General features: G+C 44.0%; 17 protein-coding genes. 13 read left to right on the forward strand and 4 right to left on the reverse strand.

Annotated elements, in window-relative coordinates; genetic code table 11:
• The first annotated feature begins 155 nt into the window (after positions 1–155).
• From ITG09_09515 to ITG09_09530, 4 genes are all read left to right on the forward strand, one after another.
• A complete protein-coding gene (locus ITG09_09515; GenBank protein ID UPR50954.1) occupies positions 156–626 on the forward strand; it encodes a hypothetical protein in 471 nt (156 codons plus the stop codon).
• Positions 627–651: 25 nt separating this feature from the next.
• Positions 652–1,578, forward strand: a complete 927-nt coding sequence (locus ITG09_09520; protein UPR50955.1) for a tripartite tricarboxylate transporter substrate binding protein — start codon at positions 652–654, stop codon at positions 1,576–1,578.
• Between the two features lie 88 nt (positions 1,579–1,666).
• Entirely contained in the window at positions 1,667–2,128 is a 462-nt protein-coding gene (locus ITG09_09525) for a tripartite tricarboxylate transporter TctB family protein (GenBank protein UPR50956.1), read from the forward strand.
• An 8-nt stretch (positions 2,129–2,136) separates the two neighbouring features.
• Positions 2,137–3,636 (forward strand): tripartite tricarboxylate transporter permease, encoded by a 1,500-nt coding sequence (locus ITG09_09530; protein UPR50957.1) that lies wholly within the window; start codon positions 2,137–2,139, stop codon positions 3,634–3,636.
• A gap of 283 nt (positions 3,637–3,919) precedes the next feature.
• Here ITG09_09530 and ITG09_09535 read toward each other — a convergent pair whose 3' ends face one another.
• On the reverse strand, positions 3,920–4,636 hold the full coding sequence (locus ITG09_09535) for a FadR family transcriptional regulator (protein UPR50958.1): 717 nt from the start codon (positions 4,634–4,636) through the stop codon (positions 3,920–3,922).
• 266 nt (positions 4,637–4,902) lie between these two features.
• Here ITG09_09535 and phnD point away from each other — a divergent pair, with 266 nt between their 5' ends.
• The 4 genes from phnD (at position 4,903) to phnE (ITG09_09555) (ending at position 8,459) form a co-directional block, all read left to right on the forward strand.
• Complete coding sequence (gene phnD, locus ITG09_09540; protein ID UPR50959.1) at positions 4,903–5,859, forward strand: phosphate/phosphite/phosphonate ABC transporter substrate-binding protein; 957 nt, start codon at positions 4,903–4,905, stop codon at positions 5,857–5,859.
• 143 nt (positions 5,860–6,002) lie between these two features.
• A complete protein-coding gene (gene phnC / locus ITG09_09545; GenBank protein UPR50960.1) occupies positions 6,003–6,821 on the forward strand; it encodes a phosphonate ABC transporter ATP-binding protein in 819 nt (272 codons plus the stop codon).
• Positions 6,818–7,618: a phosphonate ABC transporter, permease protein PhnE gene (gene phnE / locus ITG09_09550; GenBank protein ID UPR50961.1), complete on the forward strand. Its 801-nt coding sequence runs from the start codon at positions 6,818–6,820 to the stop codon at positions 7,616–7,618. The genes phnC and phnE (ITG09_09550) overlap by 4 nt, the downstream gene beginning before the upstream one ends.
• 10 nt (positions 7,619–7,628) lie before the next feature.
• Positions 7,629–8,459, forward strand: a complete 831-nt coding sequence (gene phnE / locus ITG09_09555) for a phosphonate ABC transporter, permease protein PhnE (protein ID UPR50962.1) — start codon at positions 7,629–7,631, stop codon at positions 8,457–8,459.
• A 104-nt stretch (positions 8,460–8,563) separates the two neighbouring features.
• Here the strand turns inward: phnE (ITG09_09555) and ITG09_09560 are convergent, their stop codons facing one another.
• The 3 genes from ITG09_09560 to ITG09_09570 form a co-directional block, all read right to left on the reverse strand.
• The gene (locus ITG09_09560) at positions 8,564–9,400 is read right to left on the reverse strand and encodes a fumarylacetoacetate hydrolase family protein (GenBank protein UPR50963.1); all 837 of its coding nucleotides are present in this window, start codon (positions 9,398–9,400) and stop codon (positions 8,564–8,566) included.
• Between the two features lie 302 nt (positions 9,401–9,702).
• Positions 9,703–11,856: a heparinase II/III family protein gene (locus tag ITG09_09565; GenBank protein ID UPR50964.1), complete on the reverse strand. Its 2,154-nt coding sequence runs from the start codon at positions 11,854–11,856 to the stop codon at positions 9,703–9,705.
• Between the two features lie 2 nt (positions 11,857–11,858).
• Positions 11,859–14,057 (reverse strand): heparinase II/III family protein, encoded by a 2,199-nt coding sequence (locus tag ITG09_09570; protein ID UPR50965.1) that lies wholly within the window; start codon positions 14,055–14,057, stop codon positions 11,859–11,861.
• A 333-nt stretch (positions 14,058–14,390) separates the two neighbouring features.
• Between ITG09_09570 and ITG09_09575 the strand changes: the two genes are divergently transcribed.
• The 5 genes from ITG09_09575 to ITG09_09595 all read left to right on the forward strand — a co-directional run bounded on the left by ITG09_09575 (position 14,391) and on the right by ITG09_09595 (position 20,180).
• Positions 14,391–14,726: a cupin domain-containing protein gene (locus ITG09_09575; protein ID UPR50966.1), complete on the forward strand. Its 336-nt coding sequence runs from the start codon at positions 14,391–14,393 to the stop codon at positions 14,724–14,726.
• 34 nt (positions 14,727–14,760) lie between these two features.
• Positions 14,761–15,693, forward strand: coding sequence for a sugar kinase (locus ITG09_09580; protein UPR50967.1), 933 nt, complete (start codon positions 14,761–14,763; stop codon positions 15,691–15,693).
• 73 nt (positions 15,694–15,766) lie between these two features.
• A complete protein-coding gene (locus ITG09_09585; GenBank protein ID UPR50968.1) occupies positions 15,767–16,393 on the forward strand; it encodes a bifunctional 4-hydroxy-2-oxoglutarate aldolase/2-dehydro-3-deoxy-phosphogluconate aldolase in 627 nt (208 codons plus the stop codon).
• A gap of 1,008 nt (positions 16,394–17,401) precedes the next feature.
• Complete coding sequence (locus ITG09_09590) at positions 17,402–19,168, forward strand: Na+:solute symporter (protein ID UPR50969.1); 1,767 nt, start codon at positions 17,402–17,404, stop codon at positions 19,166–19,168.
• A 247-nt stretch (positions 19,169–19,415) separates the two neighbouring features.
• Positions 19,416–20,180, forward strand: a complete 765-nt coding sequence (locus tag ITG09_09595) for a transporter substrate-binding domain-containing protein (GenBank protein UPR50970.1) — start codon at positions 19,416–19,418, stop codon at positions 20,178–20,180.
• Positions 20,181–20,290 lie beyond the last annotated feature (110 nt).

Below are 20,290 nucleotides of genomic sequence, written 5' to 3' on the forward strand. Positions count from 1 at the left end.
CACACTATTTCCGACATAATATGGTTAAAACAAGATCGAAGTCTTGTTAGAAGACTTTCACTTGTGACCGCTCCCCACTTCCAAGCTTTCGTTAATTGAAGAATTATTGTCATACAATATTCTATATTTATCTACCAAACGTAAGGACATGCGGCATGCGCTCAATGAAAGATATCACTCAAGACGCGATCGACATCGTAAAACCCGCTATCGACAAGCTGTTTGAAAGAACAAATCGAAAAGAACTGCATATTGTCGTTATGAATCCACACCTTAAGCCTTGGGAATCCTCTTTTGAAGACGCCATTCTATATGAGGAATCGTTAGGAGATCCTGATAACTGGACAATCAAATTTGATCACCTTGCCCGTAAGAAAGCACAACAAGCGTGGCGAGAATCGACAAGCAATCTAACACTGCATTCCCAACACCCATCTTCACTACGTGACGAAGACTTACTGTTTTATGGTTCGTTTGTTTACGGAAATGTGGTTGTTGCCTGCAGTGGCGTACAACAATGGTATGACATGCTGATAAGTGGCTGGATAGCAGTAGCTATTGAACAGCTAGCAATGCACGAGTACCAAACAGAAAAAGCAGAAAACCCTACAAAAACATATCGCTAATAATTAGAAACAGAAGGAACTTACTATGAGTAAATTATTGAAATCCATCATGCTGGCAGCCGGTATACTTGTTTCTGCAACGTCGATTGCAGCTGACTACCCGAGCAAGAATATTCGCTTAGTTGTCCCATTTGGCGCGGGCGGCGGTACCGATGCTGTTGGCCGTACCCTTGCAAATAGTGCGAAAGACATTTTAGGACAAAACATTTCAATCATGAACCGTACGGGTGGTGCTGGCGCCGTTGGTATGAGCTTTGGTGCTCAGCAGCGTGCTGATGGTTACACGTTAACAGTGGTAACACGTGAAATTGCTTCACTTCCTCAAATGGGTTTAATGCGTCATACCGCTGATGACTTTAGACTCATTCGTCTAGTTAACTTAGATCCTGCGGTCGTATTGGTTGCAGCTGATAGCCCATACAACACGATTAACGACCTGATTAAGGAAGCCAAAGAAAAACCAGGCAGCGTAAAATTCGCTTCAACCGCTGCGCCAAACTTCTACCTAATGTCTCTTGAAAAAGATCAAGGCATCAAACTAAACGCTATCCCTTACAACGGTGCATCAGAAGCAATTCCTGCTGTATTAGGCCATCACACAGACGTCACTATGGTTACTCCTGGTGAAGCTATCGCTCAGCTTCGTTCAGGCCAACTAAAAGCATTAGGTGTCATGTCTGAAGAGCGTATTCAATACATTCCAGATGTCCCGACTTTGAAAGAGCAAGGCATTGATGTAGTAACAGGTACATGGCGCGGTATTGGCGCTCCAAAAGATACACCTGATGCAGTAATCGAGAAGCTGGGGGCTGCATTTGATGAAGCAATGGCAAGTGAAGAGTTCAAATCTTTCATGGAGAAAGGTGCTATGACGATTCACAACCTTGATGACAAAGCCTTCACTGAATTTGTCGCAGAAGATACAAAATCATTGACTCAATTAATTCAATAACCTTTGTTCAGAGGCACAGCTTTTATCCGTTGTGCCTCTGCTATTAGTTTGTACCTTTCCCTTGCTTTACTTTTTAGGGGTAAACTCCATGTCTAACGCTCACTCTAACTTAAACCGAAACGTCGTTTTCCCTTCTATCATCATTATCCTTAGCGCAATCGCTCTCGCGCTGATCACTCAATTTGATCGTCCGATGTACCAAGATGCAAGTGTCGATGCAAAATTCTTCCCGATGATGATTGTGATTGCCCAAATTGCTATCTGTATAGTTCTCATCATTCAACACAAATTAAAAGGTGCCTCAGAACAACAAGAAGCGATGATAAGCAAGATGTCGATTTTCGGCGTTGCTTTTCTTATTGGCTACGCATTACTCATCAGTGTGGTTGGCTACCTTTACGCGAGTTTGATTGCATTTATGTTTTACCTCGTTTACTTCAAAGTGAAGAAGCCAATCTATTACGTTGTCGCCGTTGTCTTTGTTTTCGCGGTTTACTATCTATTTGGCGAGGTGTTCTACATCGCGCTTCCTGAAGCAACGTGGTCATAGGAGGTAATATGTTTGAATATCTAATCGATGGTCTCGCAACTGCAGTTAGCTTTGCAGTGCTTCCTGTCCTTGTTTTTGGCGTACTGGGAGGCGTTATTTTAGGCGCACTACCCGGCCTTACAGCGACAATGGGCGTGGCGATTCTCCTTCCATTTACCTTTGGTATGGAACCGACTTCAGCTCTTGTGATGTTAATTGGTGTATACATTGGTGGGATTTACGGTGGCTCAATTGCCGCAATTTTGCTTAAAACCCCGGGAACACCAGCTTCTGCAGCAAGTGTACTCGACGGTCACACGATGGCAGTTAGAGGACAAGCAGCAAGAGCATTAAGTATTTCTGCTGTTGCATCATTTATTGGCGGGCTATTAAGTACTATCGTCCTCATCGCGATTGCGCCTAAATTAGCGACCTTTGCACTGCGTTTTAATGCGCCAGAATATTTTGCGCTCGCTCTGTTTGGTTTAACGATTATTGCGAGTGTTTCTTCAAACAACATTTTTAAAGGATTACTTGCGGGAACCATTGGATTATTGGTTTCAACTGTAGGACTCGACCCAATCAGCAGTGTGCCAAGATTTACTTTTGACATCATGGATCTTTACAGCGGAATCAATGTCATCCCTGTGTTGATTGGTTTATTCGCTCTGTCTGAGGCATTAAACCAACTAGAGAAGCTGTTCTCTGAGAAAAAAGTCGTTGCACCGAAATTTGACCACAAACTATTGAGTAAAAGTGACCTCAAAGAAATGCTACCAACGGCTGTAAAAAGTGGTTTGATGGGAACCACCATCGGTTCTGTACCGGGTGCTGGTGCTGATATTTCGGCATTCGTTTGTTACAACGAAGCAAAACGTTCATCGAAAAACCCAGAAGAATTTGGTAAAGGATCAGTTCGAGGTCTAGCAGCAGCGGAATCAGGAAACAACGGTGTAACGGGTGGTTCATTAGTTCCATTGTTAACACTAGGCGTTCCTGGGGATGCTGTAGCAGCGGTTCTTTTAGGCGCACTCATTGTTCAAGGTTTAACACCAGGGCCTCTGCTGTTTGCCCAAAACCCGGAAGTGGTTTATGGCGTATTCAGTTCGATGTTGGTTGCTAACCTTGTGATGCTAGTGATTGGTTTACTGGGAATTCGTTTCTTCTGCCGCATCATTGAAGTACCGAAGATCATCATGATTCCAATCATTGTCTTCCTTTCAATTGTTGGCGCTTACGCAATTAATAACTCGATGTTTGATGTGGGTATTGCAATCGGTTTCGGTCTACTTGGCTTTATCTTAACTAAACTGGATATTCCGTCTTCGCCAATTCTGCTTGCGATCATCTTAGGGCCAATGGCAGAAACAAACCTGAGGAAATCGCTGTTGATGTACGATGGCAGTTGGTCTTTCCTTTATGAGCGCCCTATTGCACTCGCGTTTATCTTGCTAGCTGTATTTTCTGTTTATTCAACGTTGAAAATGAAGAAAAAGCAGAAACAAAAGGAAACTGAGCAATATCCATAGTTGACTGTTTGTTCAATGGGTAACGGTTAACACATCGCATTTAGCTTGTGACTTATAACCAATAACCAATAACCAATAACCAATAACCAATAACCAATAACATGAAAACACCAAAGCCAGAGGCCTACGTCTCTGGCTTTTTAGTACACAATAAACAATCAATTTCTGTAAAAACAGACAATAAAAAGGGCATGCACTTGGCATACCCTTTTAAGTCGTTTATCCGAGCGTGATACTGTTCATCTCAATATGAAATTACTCATACACGCTCTATTCATTCCTATTACGCCGTCACCAGACGGTGGTTGGCGTCTTGCAAATGAGCAGCCGACATTGTACGTGCTTTTTCACTGTCACCTGCCATAATCGCTTCATAAATCCTTCGGTGTTCATTGATACATGTACTGCCCTCTTCAGAAGAGTGCACAATAAAGTTAACAAACATGGTAGTCAGAATATTGCCAAATGGCAGGTAGAAATCGTTACCTGTCGCATTAAAGATCAAGCTGTGGAAACGAGTATCGATGTCTGTCCAACGTTCTTGGTCAAACACTTCTGCATCGTCCACTTCAACCATCTTCTGGAAAATCTCTGAAAGCTCGATACGTTGCTCAGCAGTCGCAAATTTTGCGGCTAATGCACACGCTTCTGGCTCAATCGCACGACGAAGGCCTAAAAACTGAGAACAGAATTGATCTATGTCGGTTAGACCATCCATCCATTCAATCAGTTGAGGATCAAGAAAGTTCCAGTATGCGCGGTCTACCACACGAGTGCCGATTTTCGGGCGGGACTCTAACAGACCTTTAGAAGTCAGTAGTTTGACTGCTTCACGTAGTGCCGTTCGGCTGATACCAAACTGTTCACACAACGCCATTTCACCAGGAATAATAGAACCTTGTGGCAGTTCACCAGACAAGATTCCACGAGCGATTTCACGTGCGACTTGCACGTGTAGGCTACGCTTCGAGCCCGAAATTGAATTAAAAGTGCTAACCATAAGTTCACTTATTTTATATGTTATGTTTATGTATTATTTAATGATGACTATAACAGTATTTCAACCTACAGCCAATTGAGTAAAATAAAAGCGAAGAACAGCCTGTTAATTTAACAGATTAATCAAAGACTTAGAAAACATACACTCCCATCCAACCAGAAATATTATGTTACATCATTCATAAATCCGTCATCAAAAAGCAGCGGTTCTGTCATCGTCGATTCCTATACTCCCTTCCCAACAGATAACTCAATTGGACTGAAATAATGAAACCGACAAAAACAAATCTCACGCTTAAGAGCGCTATTACTACTGCGCTGATTTTTTCTGGTTCTGCATTAGCAATGGATACACGATACGAAGATCGCTCTGGTAACTTAGTCGCCGATGTTCCTCAAGATCAATCACAATGGGTTGACCCAAACACGCTAATTTTCGCTTATACGCCAGTTGAAGATCCTGCAGTATACGCTGATGTGTGGAGCGAGTTTTTGAGCCACCTTGAAAAAACCACAGAAAAGACGGTTCGTTTCTTTCCTGTTCAAAATAACGCTGCTCAAATTGAAGCAATGCGTTCAGGTCGTCTACATATTGCAGGTTTCAACACAGGTTCGACACCACTAGCGGTTAACTGTGCAGGCTTTGCCCCATTCACAATGATGGCTGCAGAAGATGGTTCTTTCGGTTACGAAATGGAAATCATCACTTACCCTGGTTCTGGTATTGAGAAAGTAGAAGACTTAAAAGATAAAAACCTAGCGTTCACATCACAAACGTCTAACTCTGGCTTCAAAGCACCTTCTGCAATTCTGGATGCTGAATACCAACTTCAACCTGACCGAGATTTTAAACCTGCATTCTCTGGCGCACACGATAACTCTATTTTAGGTGTGGCGCACAAAGATTACGACGCAGCAGCCGTCGCTAACTCAGTATTGAACCGTATGCTTTCACGCGAAGTTGTGAAAGAAGGTCAAATCAAGAGCATCTACAAATCTCAAACCTTCCCAACAACAGCTTACGGTACTGCACACAACCTGACGCCAGAGTTGCAAGAGAAGATTCAAAAAGCCTTCTTCACTTTCGACTGGGAAGGCACAAAGCTTCAAGAAGAGTTCGAGCGTAACGGCGAAGCGAAATTTGTTCCAATCACTTACCAAGAGCACTGGGAAGTAATTCGTACTATCGATACAGCAAACAAAGTGTCTTACACGTGTAGCTAAGTTCAAACGAACTAAAAAGCCAATCACACACTGATTAAACTAACTGCAGGAATACGTGCCTGCAGTTATTCACCACTCTTTCCGGTTTGCTCTCCTCGTCTGCCTCTGGCGAACTCTTAGTACACCGTCCTTATAGGAATTTTATGTCGACTCTTACCCTTAAAGGGCTTACCAAGCACTATTCAAGTTCTGACAAAGCCCTAACTAACGTCAGCTTATCAGTAAATGCTGGCGAAGTTGTTGGATTAATTGGCCCATCTGGTGCGGGTAAATCAACGCTTATTCGTTGTATTAACCGACTTACTGAGCCCACTAGCGGCGAAGTTATCTTTTCCAATACCAACCTCGAAACGCTTTCTAAGAGACAACTTAGGCAATCACGCCGTGAGATTGGGATGATCTTCCAAGAGTACGCACTGATTGAACGTTTGACGGTTATGGAAAACGTACTTTCAGGCCGTTTAGGGTACGTGAATTTCTGGCAAAGCTTTACTCGCCGCTTCCCAGAATCAGATATCCAAGCCGCTTATGGCCTACTAGACCGCGTTGGATTATTGGAACACGCCAATAAAAGAGCCGATGCTCTGTCGGGCGGTCAGCGCCAACGTGTAGGTATAGCTCGCGCACTCGCTCAAAAGCCGAAATTGCTGTTGATTGATGAGCCAACGGCCGCACTCGACCCACGTACTGCTCGCCAGATCATGCGATTGATCAGCGAGATTTGTTCAGAGCAACAGCTCCCAGCCATCATCAATATTCACGACGTTCAGTTAGCAAAACAGTTTGTTGACCGCGTTGTCGGCCTAAATGCAGGCTGTGTTGTATTTGATGACAAACCAACTCTGCTCACTGAAGATGTATTGACACAGATTTACGGTGAAGAAGATTGGAGTCAACAGGTAGAAGAAGAGGAAGATGACCTGAACATCACGAATCCTCGCTTGTCAGAGGCAACAGTATGATTCAGTCATATCCAAAACAATGGACCAAGCCGCCACTGATTTCCAACCCATGGCTGCGTTGGAGTTTGATCATCATTGTTGCGGTGTACTTATACCTTGCAACCCAGTCGGTGCATATAAACTGGACTCGAATTTACGAAGGCAGCGAACGCGGCTGGCAGTTCATTTTGGCTTTCATGAACCCTGATTTTGGTGGCCGTTGGAACAACATCTCACAAGGTTTGATTGAGAGCTTAACCATGACGCTCACATCAACCGTGGCAGGTGTCATTCTTTCAATCCCATTTGGGTTAGGCGCGGCCAAAAACCTAGCCCCAACTCCCGTTTACCTATTCTGTCGTGCGTTTATTTCTATCGCGCGTAGTTTACAAGAGATCATCGTAGCGATTCTGTGTGTGGCTCTGTTTGGCTTTGGTACGTTTGCTGGTTTTGTCACGCTCACCTTCGCGACCATCGGCTTTCTCGCAAAACTGTTTGCCGATGAGATTGAAGCTATTGACCCAGCACCACTCACCGCAATGCGTGCAACGGGCGCAAGCTGGTTACAACAGGTGAACTACGCAATTCAAGCACAGGTGATGCCACGCTTTATCGGGCTTTCGATGTACCGACTCGACATCAACTTTCGTGAGTCTGCTGTGATTGGCATTGTTGGCGCAGGTGGTATCGGCGCAACATTGAATACAGCTATGGACCGTTACGAATACAGCGCAGCAGCCGCTATTCTATTGATTATTATCGTGATCGTGATGATGTGTGAATACCTATCAACCATCATCCGCAAACATGTACAGTAAGGAACGACGAATGAGCACGCTAAATGACACCTCTACAAGCTCTATGAATCGTACCCAATGGCAGCGTTACGACAGTAAACAGAGCCTAATGCTCTGGCTTGGTTGGCTTTGCTTTGTTGCCCTAACGGTTTTTGCATGGCAAATCATGAACAAAGACACGATTTGGTACTTTGTGACTGATTCACCCAACCAACTTGCTGACATCTCGTCACGTATGTGGCCACCAAGATGGAGCTACTTGGAGTCACTTTGGAGCCCGTTGTGGGACACGATTAACATCGCGACACTTGGAACTTTGTTGGGGATAGTACTCGCTTTTCCGGTTGCGTTCTTAGCTGCACGAAACACAACGCCCAGCACAACGTTTATCAGACCTATTGCGCTGTTCATCATCGCGGCAAGTCGTTCAATCAACTCTTTAATCTGGGCGTTGTTGTTGGTAGCAATCATTGGCCCAGGTTTGTTGGCCGGTATCATTGCGATAGCGCTACGTTCGATTGGTTTCGTGGCAAAGTTAATGTATGAGGCTATTGAAGAAGTGAACGTAACACAGATGTCGGCGATTCAATCGACGGGGGCATCTCCGCTGCAAGTGTTGAACTACGGCATTCTTCCGCAAGTAATGCCAAGTTTCATCGGCACGAGCTTATTCCGTTGGGATATCAATATTCGTGAGTCTACAGTTTTAGGCTTAGTGGGTGCTGGCGGTATCGGCTTAAAACTGCAAGAGTCTATGGCAATGCTTGCATGGCCTCAAGTGACTGTGATTTTCTGTGCGATTCTCGTGACAGTTATTTTCTCGGAGTGGTTGGCAGCCAAAGCACGTAAAGCCTTAATCTAAATAATAAAAGCAACGTTAACTAGTTGGTTAGCTAGTCAATAAGATCAAAGCCTACTCACTGGGTAGGCTTTTCGTTTGTTAAGCCGTTACAGGCTAACTCACGCTTAGAACCGAATTTCATTAACGACCGTCCCTACCCCTTCAATCGTGACACTCACTTGATCTTTGTCTGACAACGCATGTGTTTTTCCTGGCGTCCCCATGAAAACAAGATCCCCGGGTTTAAGAGTAAAGTAATGACTTAAGTAACTGACTACTTTACGCGGGCTATGGATCATAAAAGAGGTGTTTTCTTTCTGAACGACATTCCCATTCACACGTGTTGTAAGTTGAACATTATTATAATCAATGCCTTTCACAATAGTATGCCCGATTGGTCCAAACCCATCCGAAGCCTTAGCTCTCAACCACTGTAAATCACTGTTCTGCCAACTTCTTTCCGTTATGTCATTTCCGACTGTCACGCCGAAAATCGCATCTTCTGCTTGTTCTTGACTTGCTTTACTAATTTCTTTGCCAATGACGACCACCAGTTCACCTTCAAAATGCACATTTTGGGCATCAAAAGGCGCATGAATTTTTTCGCCAGATAAAATCAAAGAAGACGGTAATTTTAGGAACATTGGTGGAGGTAAATCAGGATGAGAAGCAGCGTGGCTCATGTAATTCATACCAACGGCGAACACTTTTTCGGGTTCAGTCGGAAGCAACAGCTCAACCGATTCTAGTGGAATTGAGGTATTATCAACGGAGTACTCGCTAAAGATGTCACCATTGATTGGAAAAATTGCACTTTTCGTCAACTTTCCGTAGCTAATTTTGTCCTGATAAAGATAGCGCACGAATTGATCTGTATTCGCATAGTTTTGTGTGTCATTCGCTAGCGCATAAGTAGAACAAGAAGCTGTAAGTATTAACACCAATCCTTCCATTAACTTCATGATTTATCCTTAATTATTTCATTCCTAACATTTACTGTAGCTTACACATCGACATCATAATGACTGTTTTTGATTATTTAGTGCATTATCTTTCTTTTGTCACATTGTTCCCTTTTCTGCACATATAAAAAAACCGAGCAACTCGCAATGAGTTACTCGGTTTGACTTATTCCCGATGTATTCAGTCGTTGTTGGTATCAACGAACGATTTTGCAATCACGACTGAATTCAATGTGATGCTTCGTTCCCGCAAAGCACCACATCAACACAAGCCATCGTTAAACGGCATGTGTGTTAATCATTTACAGTTGAGCAAATGATCCTTCCCACGAGTATGTCTCACCTGCGAACTCAACAGTGTGAGTTGCTTGCTGCGTGTCTTCAGCTTGGTTTGAAATACCGTAGTGGTAAGTGTTGCCAGAAGTAGTCTGAATGCGAACAACAGTCCCGACACTGTTATGGCCCACAACAGATACTGATTTAACTAGACCACGAGCGCCTACAGAGGCTTCGATAGACTCGTTAAAGTAACCATGCGTTTCTAGTACAGAAGCAAACACGTGGTTTTGACCAGACTGACGTAAGATGAACGCAGGCTCACTCTTTAGGTTGAAGTCTGGATCGTTAGCACCAGTGCGAGCAAAAATCACTTCGCTGCCCGCATTAGCGCTGGTTACTAGGCTGTAGTAGCTGCTGTCATGTAGCCAGCTTACTAGAGAACCTTCTTCGTTCACTGTGCCTGAAGCCACGTTCCATAAGTGTTGGTAACCGTTGTCTTCACCTAATGGCTTAAGCGTTTTTTCCATGTTGTAATCGAAGTCAGTACGGATGATTTGACCAGAGTGGTGAACTGGTAGGTCGTACTGGTGCTCAGCGTCAGCTTCGATGCGGTATACATCAATCACTAGTGGCTTCTCGAACTCAGGAAGTTCAGCAAGAATCACACTGCGTTGCATGTCTACGCCTGTGTAGTACTCAGAAATTGTGCCGCTCATGCCTTGCAGAGACTGGTCGTCTGCTACGAAGAAGTGCTTCTGACCAAACTTAGACTCAGCCAATGCTGTGTTGAAGTTGTTCTGCGTTTTCTGATCAACCGTTACTGTGTTGTGAGCAACCGTCTGCTTACAGTAAGACTTGTTCTCTGGGATGTAACGACCGCCAAACTTAGGCTCAACGTTTACCCAGCGACCGAAGCCGTAATCGTGCAGTACTTCGTGGCCACGGTTGAATACGCTTAGGTGCAGTCCATCGTAGTGACCGTGGTCTAGAGCAGAGTGGTATTGGTGATCAGAACCGTGTTGACCAAACCAGATCAACGCCATGGTGTCGTCGTCTTTCTCGTCACGGTGACGAAGGATGCTTACGCCGCCTTTCTCGCCTTCAGGGCCGTCGGTTACAAACAGGCTACCCCAGTTGAATGGTTTGATGTCGTCTGCTGCATCAACCGCGTCAGACAATGTTTTACCTGAAGCGTGAACCCAAACATTTTGTTGGTGGTTAGCCATACCAAGCAGAGTTTCAGTCTGCTCGTAACGGTGGTAACACACAGACGTTGCCATGATAACGCCTTCATCGTTGATAGAGATTGTCTTCGATGAATCGTTCAGCGCTGGCAATGTACCGTCTGGGAATGCCGTTTTGAACACAGAGTAAGACGTTGTCTTGATCACTGAATCGTTGAATTCATAGATACCAACCTCAGGCTGACGACGTTCAATCGCTTCTGCGAACAGGTAGATTGGACGTAGAGAGAAACGGTGGTAGTAAGGACCTTCCATGTAGTAGCCGTCAGGCGAGAACAGTTGGTCAAGTTGCGCTAAGAAACCGCCGCTTACTTTATCTAGTTTCAGGCCGTAAAGCGCTTTGTCTACAGACTCTTGGTCGTTGATTGCGTAACCACAGATACCAACCGCTGCCACTGCCCATAAGCCGTGGTTGTGTACGATATCGAAGTCATGTGCGTAAGTAACAACGAACATTTCGATCATTTGTTTAAGAAGATCGTCTTCGATCAGACGCTTTTGCTCTTCAGAGATAGTGTGGTAGATGCAGCTGTACGCACAAGAAGCGTAAAGCATCCACATGTTCTCGTTCAACGTTTGGTGAAACAGCTTACCCGGAGGGTTAGAGTCACGGCTTACGTTGCTTTCAAGTGTTGGGTATACCGTCGCGTAAGCAGTTAGCATATCAACGATGTAATCACGGTACTTTGTTTCCTCAGTGATAAGGAACAAACGGCCCGCTAGGTCCATATGGATGTAGTTTTGCTTATGACGGTTGTGCTCGTAACCGCCGCCTTCACCGTGACCTGGTACTTCAATGCCAACTTCCGCCATGTAAGCGTCAGTTTGTTTAATGTCGCGAGTCAATGCGTTACCTAAAAGGCTATCCTTGCCAAGTTCTTTACGAAGCTCTGCTGCTTCATCAAAGTTAAGTAAAAGTGGTTGATAGCTCATTGTTATTTCCCCTGCTCTGCTGTGCTTTCTAATTCTGGGCTTAAAATTGTTTCTACTGAGTAGAAGCCTGTCCAGCTGTATACTTTGCCGTTCAGTTCTACTTTGTGTTCAGTGCTGTCAGTCGCGCCAAGTTGGTTGCTGATCATCACTGTCACGTTTGATTTCTCTGTCGTGATCTCTACAACTGAACCGATATTCGTGTGAGCCACTACTTTGATGTCTTTTACAACACCACGCGCATTTACAGATTGCTCGAATTCTTCGTTGAAGTAACCGTGCGTTTCAACAACAGAAGCAAACAGCGTTGTTTCGCCTTTGCTGCGTAAAATGAACGCAGGCTCTGAACGTAGGTTGAAGCTTGGGTCGTTAGCGCCAGTGCGAGTAAAGATAACTTCAGCGTTATCGTTAGACGTTGCCCCTAGCCACGTGTAGTAGGCATTGTTCTGTAGCCAGCTTACAAGTGCAGTGCCCTTCACTTCACCGCTTGCCACGTTCCATAGGTGTTGGTAACCGAAGTCATCACCCAGAGTATTCAGCTCTTTGTTTGCTTGGTATTCAAAGTTGGTGCGAATAATTTGACCTTGGTATTGGTGCGAGTAGTCGTATTGATGCTCACCTTTGCCGCCTTTCTCAGAATCTAAACGGTAAAGATCTAATAGTAGCGGAGATTCTAATTCTTCAAGGTTTAGCATGAACACACTGCGTTGCATGTCAAAACCTTCGTAATGATCGTTAGCAAATGCGCTCATGCCGTTGATTTGCTCGTCTTCTACTTTGAAGAAGTGCGGTAAGCCGTGTACTGAATCCGCGCGCTCTGCGTCAAAGTTGTTCTGACATTTTTCATCAATCGTTACTGCGTTATGTGCAATTGTTTGACGAGCGTAAGATTTGTTTTCGTCTAGGTAACGACCACCGAATTTAGGCTCAACGTTGACCCAACGGCAGAAGCCGTATTCACGCAACACTTCTTGACCGCGGTTGAAGAAAGAAATACCTAGCGTATCAAAGTTACCGTGACCCATGCCGTGTTGGCCGTAGTTCATAACAAGTTGAGAAACGTCTCCTTTCTTGTCCTGCATACGGATAAATCCTTGCGCGCCGTTATGACCTTGAGGACCTTCGCTCAATTCAACACTTGGCCAGAAAGGCATGCCGATTTCTTTCTCTGCAGAAGCGGCTTCGTAAGCTTTAGACAGCTCAAGACCACATGGATGCATCCATACTGCGTCTTGAATCTTAGCCATACCCAGAATATTTTGGTCTACGCCGTTTTCAGAAGAGTAGTGCTTGCTGTAAACACTTACCGCAACTTGAACACCCATGTCTGTGATACCCATAGTACGAGAAGCATCATTCAGAGCCGGGAACTCACCGTTCGGGTAAGCCGTCGCAAGCATGGCTTGTACTGTGTTACCAATCACGCCGCCTTTGTAGTTGTAGATATCAACTTCAGGCATGTGTCTGTGGATCACTTCAGCGAACACACAAGTCGGGCGAATTGCGTAACGGTGGTAGTAAGGACCTTCCATGTAGTAGCCGGAAGGTGCAAACAGCTGAGAAACTTGCGCTAGGAAGCCACCAGTGTCGTTACGGTCAATGCCGTACACTGACATTTCAAGGTACTCACGCTTGCCTAAAGCAAGACCACAAATACCGACAGCAGCTACTGCCCAAATGCCGTGGTTGTGAATTCGGTCGAAGTCGTGTGCGTATTTAACCGTAAACATTTCTAACATTGGTTCAAAAATGCGAGACTCAATATTGTCACGTTGTTCTTGTGTTAGGGTTGAAGCAACACAAGAGTAAGCTAAGCTTGAGAACATTAACCAACAGTGTTCGTTCAGGATTTGGTGGAACAAACGACCTGTAGGGTTTGTGTTTTTCTGTACGTGGTAATCAAACGTTAGATATTTGTCAGCGTACTCTTCTAGTAATTCTGTAACAAAGTCAGCGTATTTTTGCTCTTTAGTGATCAAGAACATGCGACCAGCTAGGTTCATATACGTGTAATTTTGCTTATGGCGGTTGTGTTCGTAACCCCCAGCTTCACCATGACCTGGGACATCAATAGGTAGACGCATGAATGCTTCTAGGTCTTTCGCGTTCGCTGCAATGGTTTTGCCCATTAAGCTAGAACGGCCTACTTCAAGATGAAGCTGCTCGATTTCTGCTTCAGTCAACAATACTGGTTTAGTCGTCATATTCTTTGTCACCCTCAATAAAGAGTTTATCTGCTTAAACTTTGATTAAATTTTCAAACTCCATATAAAGTAATACAATATGAGCTTTAATCATACCTATTCGTGGCCAAATGATGAGTAGAGTCACATAATTAGCCGTAAGTCATTGATGTGGTTGACTAATGGTAAATATCAGTCATTTGTTAAGTTGTTGATTTATTTACGCTATATAAAGTATCACTTGATCAATATCACACAAATTTAGATATATTGTATTACAATTAGGCTCATTCCTTTATGATGAATGTAAGTTAAGTAACACTTAAAAGATTTAAACAGATTAGGAGATACACAATGAACTCTTTCTTTATCTTAGATGAAAACCCTTGGGAAGAACTTGGTGGCGGTATTAAGCGTAAAATCGTTGCTTACACTGACGATCTAATGGCAGTACACCTATGTTTTGACAAGGGCGCGATTGGTCACCCTCATACTCACGAAATTCACGATCAAATCGGTTACGTGGTTCGTGGCAGCTTCGAAGCTGAGATTGAAGGTGAAAAGAAAGTACTTAAAGAAGGCGATGCTTACTTCGCTCGTAAACACATGATGCACGGTGCCGTTGCTCTAGAGCAAGACAGCATCCTTCTTGATATCTTCAATCCTGCGCGTGAAGATTTCCTAAAATAATTAATAGCGCAACCTCAGTTGCTAAGGTAAGCATATGAAATCATTAAACATCGCGGTCATTGGCGAGTGCATGGTTGAGCTACAAAAGAAACAAGACGGGCTTAAGCAGAGTTTTGGTGGCGATACACTGAATACAGCACTTTACCTGTCACGCTTAACAAAAGAGCAAGATATCCAAACAAGCTATGTAACAGCGTTAGGTACTGACCCATTCAGTACCGACATGTTGGAAAAGTGGCAAGCAGAAGGTATCGACACGAGCTTAATTGCTCAGCTTGATCACAAACAACCAGGGCTTTACTACATCGAGACCGATGAAACTGGTGAGCGTAGCTTCCATTACTGGCGTAGTGACGCTGCTGCGAAATTCATGTTTGATCAACAAGACACGCCTGCTCTACTTGATAAGCTATTCTCTTTTGACGCGGTTTACCTAAGTGGTATTACGCTTGCTATCTTGACAGAGAACGGACGCACGCAGCTATTCAACTTCTTAGACAAATTCAAAGCTCAAGGCGGCCAAGTATTCTTCGACAATAACTACCGTCCTAAACTTTGGGAAAGCCAACAAGAAGCGATTTCTTGGTACTTGAAAATGCTTAAGTACACCGACACAGCGTTACTGACGTTCGATGACGAGCAAGAGCTGTACGGCGACGAAAGCATTGAACAGTGTATTGCACGTACGTCTGAGTCTGGTGTGAAAGAGATCATCATTAAGCGCGGCGCGAAAGACTGCCTAGTGGTTGAAAGCCAAAGCGCTCAGTACGTTGCTCCAAACCCAGTAGACAACATTGTTGATACTACAGCGGCTGGCGACTCGTTCAGCGCAGGCTTCTTAGCTAAGCGTTTAAGCGGTGGCAATGCACGTGATGCAGCATTGGCAGGTCATATTGTGGCAGGAACTGTGATTCAGCATCCAGGTGCTATCATTCCTCTAGAAGCAACGCCAGATCTGTCTCTATAATTACGCACTTTAACTATTAATCAAGGGTTTGCTTAGTTGAAAGCAAGCCCACATTTAACGTGAGAAAGAATTCATGACTACATTAAATGAACAACTAGCAAACCTAAAAGTAATCCCTGTAATCGCGATCAACCGTGCTGAAGACGCTATCCCTTTAGGTAAAGCTCTTGTTGAAAACGGCATGCCATGTGCAGAAATCACGCTACGCACAGAATGTGCAATCGAAGCGATTCGCATCATGCGTAAAGAGTTCCCAGACATGCTAATCGGTTCAGGTACTGTGCTGACTAACGAGCAAGTTGACGCATCTATCGAAGCTGGCGTTGATTTCATCGTAAGCCCAGGTTTTAACCCTCGTACTGTTCAATACTGTATCGACAAAGGTGTTGCAATCGTACCGGGTGTAAACAACCCAAGCCTAGTTGAGCAAGCAATGGAAATGGGCCTTCGCACGCTGAAGTTCTTCCCTGCTGAGCCTTCTGGCGGCACTGGTATGCTTAAAGCACTGACAGCGGTTTACCCTGTTAAATTTATGCCTACTGGCGGCGTAAGCTTGAAGAATGTAGATGAATACCTATCGATCCCTTCTGTTCTTGCGTGTGGCGGTACTTGGATGGTTCCAACTAACCTTATCGACGAAGGTAAGTGGGACGAACTAGGTAAGCTTGTTCGTGACGCTGTTGATCACGTTAACGCTTAATTTGTTTTAGATTTAGTGATGAAGCCTCACTTCGGTGGGGCTTTTTGTTATCTGCCGTTTATCGCACCGACTAGCAGTAATACCCATCGTGGTAAATAGCTGGTCACCCTAGCTTGCTAAAACGCCCGATAACTGCGTTAGAACTTTTGATTGTAGAATAACTACTTATCGAAAATTTCTGCCTTGTTCTCAAGCCTTTTCCCTACGCTATTTTTGATCACTTACTTACTGTGATTGGTATAAGACACTCTCAATCGACTTTCTGTTTACCCACACATTCTATCACCTTTATCTCTATGGCTTCGTACAGGTCCGTGACTAAGACAAGCAAGAGCGTAGTGATGTGAGTTTTCAATCAACGTCAGCACGCATCTGGCTGAGCGTTACTGGCGTATCTACGCCTATCACCCCTTATCCAAAAATGTTCCTTTTCAATACATCACCAAACATCTCGCATAGCATGTACAGAAGGTAACAATAGACAAAGTGAGCCGCAAAATGTGTCCCGTTGTACAGTTTAACGCCCACTCACTGACAAAAATTCCAAATATGTGCCTCTCTAGTTCGAAAAAGTAGTAAATAGCATAGAAAGGCTACATAGCCGCAGACAAACAAAAAATAGCGAAGTGAAAACAATAGGCTACTCTTGAACTCCCAATTAGGAATCTTCAAGTATAGCGTTGTAAATTAATGTGAACCTAGTCGCACAACACACTAATTTGTAGCATATTTGTTACGGTTATAATTAAAATCTTATAGATAAGAGAAAGTAAGCGATTTTTCTTATATTGTAATACATATGAACATTTAACCTTCAATTTATTTCACAACAAAAATAAATTACACGCACAATTAATATCCATTAAAACAATAACTTAAAATATCTTTCAGCACTCAGTAAAAAATCAATGCGACCTAGATCATACTAAAGACATATTGTAGTACAAATAAACCTTGGGACGAGTTAATCTAAGCCCAGTTAATTATGATATTTAAAAGGCTGAAAAGATGACTATTGATACTTTTGTTGTTCTCGCCTACTTCTTCTTTTTAATCGCTATTGGTTGGATGTTCCGTAAGTTCACCACGTCAACTAGTGATTATTTCAGAGGGGGCGGCAAAATGTTGTGGTGGATGGTTGGTGCAACTGCCTTCATGACACAGTTTTCAGCATGGACGTTTACAGGTGCCGCAGGACGCGCGTTCAATGACGGTTTCGTTATTGTAATCCTATTCTTAGCCAATGCTTTTGGCTACTTCATGAACTATATGTACTTCGCTCCAAAGTTCCGCCAACTTCGTGTGGTAACAGCGATCGAAGCTATTCGTCAGCGCTTTGGTAAAACGTCTGAACAGTTCTTCACATGGGCAGGTATGCCGGACAGCCTTATCTCTGCAGGTATCTGGCTAAATGGTCTAGCTATCTTTGTAGCAGCGGTATTCAACATCCCAATGGAAGCAACCATTGTGGTAACGGGTATGGTTCTAGTATTGATGGCAGTAACGGGCGGCTCTTGGGCGGTTGTTGCTTCTGACTTTATGCAAATGCTTGTAATCATGGCCGTGACAATCACTTGTGCGGTAGCAGCTTACTTCCACGGTGGCGGCTTAACTAACATCGTTGCTAACTTCGACGGCGACTTCATGTTAGGTAACAACCTAAACTACGTGAGCATCTTCATCCTTTGGGTTGTATTCATCTTCGTGAAGCAGTTCGGTGTAATGAACAACAGCATCAACGCTTACCGCTACCTATGTGCAAAAGACAGTGAAAACGCACGTAAAGCGGCAGGCCTAGCATGTATCCTTATGGTTGTTGGTCCACTAATTTGGTTCCTACCACCTTGGTACGTAAGTGCATTCATGCCTGAGTTTGCTGAGCAATACACATCAATGGGCGACAAAGCCGGTGATGCTGCTTACCTAGCATTCGTACAGAACGTAATGCCAGCAGGTATGGTTGGTCTTCTTATGTCGGCAATGTTCGCTGCAACGATGTCTTCGATGGATTCAGGTTTGAACCGTAACGCTGGTATCTTTGTAATGAACTTCTACAGCCCGATTCTTCGTCAAAACGCGACTCAGAAAGAGCTGGTTATTGTAAGTAAGCTAACGACTATCATGATGGGTGTTATCATCATCGCGATTGGTCTATTCATTAACTCTCTACGTCACTTAAGCTTGTTCGATATCGTGATGAACGTAGGTGCGTTGATTGGCTTCCCAATGCTTATCCCTGTGCTACTAGGTATGTGGATTCGTAAGACACCTGACTGGGCTGGTTGGTCTACTCTAGTGGTTGGTGGTTTTGTTTCTTACATCTTCGGTATCTCTCTGCAAGCAGAAGACATCGAGAACCTATTTGGTCTAGAAACAGCGCTTACAGGCCGTGAATGGAGCGACTTGAAAGTCGGTCTTAGCTTAGCTGCTCACGTAGTGTTCACAGGTGGTTACTTCATCATGACTTCTCGCTTCTACAAAGGCCTATCGCCAGAGCGTGAGAAAGAAGTTGACCAACTATTCACTAACTGGAACACGCCGCTTGTAGCGGAAGGTGAAGAGCAACAAAACCTTGATACTAAACAGCGTTCAATGCTTGGTAAGCTTATCAGCACAGCAGGTTTCGGTATCCTAGCAATGGCTCTGATTCCAAACGAACCAACAGGACGCTTGTTGTTCCTACTATGTGGTTCAATGGTACTAACCGTTGGTATCCTACTGGTTAACGCGTCTAAAGCTCCGGCTAAGATGAACAACGAGTCAGTTGCTAAATAGCTAAATAAGCAACTAACAAGTTAAACCAAAATGAAGCCCATGTTATTCGATAACATGGGCTTTTTGTTTGTCTCCGTTTATCAAAATGGAATATGAAACGCATCTCTACCAATACTCACAAATCGATAGAAGTACCTATCTCCTACCCTCGCTTTGTCTTCTTTTACGACCTTTCCAATGGTTTGATCTCTTTCTCTGATTGTTTCTGTTACTTTGAATAACAACACAAACACAACAGACAACTACAATGAAAAAAACACCACTATTACTTGCTTCCATTACTCTTGCACTTTCCGGGGTAGCACAAGCTGACCAGCTAGAGGACATTCAAAAGTCAGGCACTCTGCGTGTGGGTACCACAGGCGACTACAAACCTTTTTCTTACTTCGACGGCAAAACCTACTCTGGTTATGACATTGACGTAGCTAAACATGTTGCAGAGCAGCTGGGCGTCGAATTACAGATAGTTCGTACCACATGGAAAGATCTACTGACCGACCTCGACAGCGATAAGTACGATATTGCGATGGGCGGTATCACGCGTAAAATGCAGCGTCAGTTAAACGCAGAACAAACCCAAGGCTACATGACCTTTGGTAAGTGTTTCTTAGTCGCTAAAGGCAAAGCAGAACAGTACGATAGCATTGAGAAAGTGAATCTTTCTTCTGTGCGTGTTGGCGTCAATATCGGCGGAACTAATGAGATTTTTGCGGATGCTAATTTGCAAGACGCGAGCTTTACACGTTATGAGAACAACCTAGACGTTCCGCAAGCCGTTGCGGAAGGTAAAGTTGATGTGATGGTAACAGAAACCCCTGAAGGTCTGTTCTATCAAGTGACTGACGAACGTCTTGAAGCTGCTCGTTGTGAGACACCGTTTACCAACAGCCAATTCGGTTACCTGATCCCAAAAGGTGAGCAACGTTTGTTGAACACGGTGAACTTCATTATGGATGAGATGAAATTGAAAGGTGTTGAAGAAGAGTTCCTGATCCACAACTCTCTTAAGTAATTCTTATTGATTTACATAGTGACAAAAAATAGGCCAGCATTGCTGGCCTATTTCGTTGTGGTTTAATGGTTCGCTTTTTGCTTAATCGTTAGATTCTAATAACTAGCGCG

This window comes from Vibrio cyclitrophicus (assembly GCA_023206055.1).
Classification (GTDB): domain Bacteria; phylum Pseudomonadota; class Gammaproteobacteria; order Enterobacterales; family Vibrionaceae; genus Vibrio; species Vibrio cyclitrophicus_A.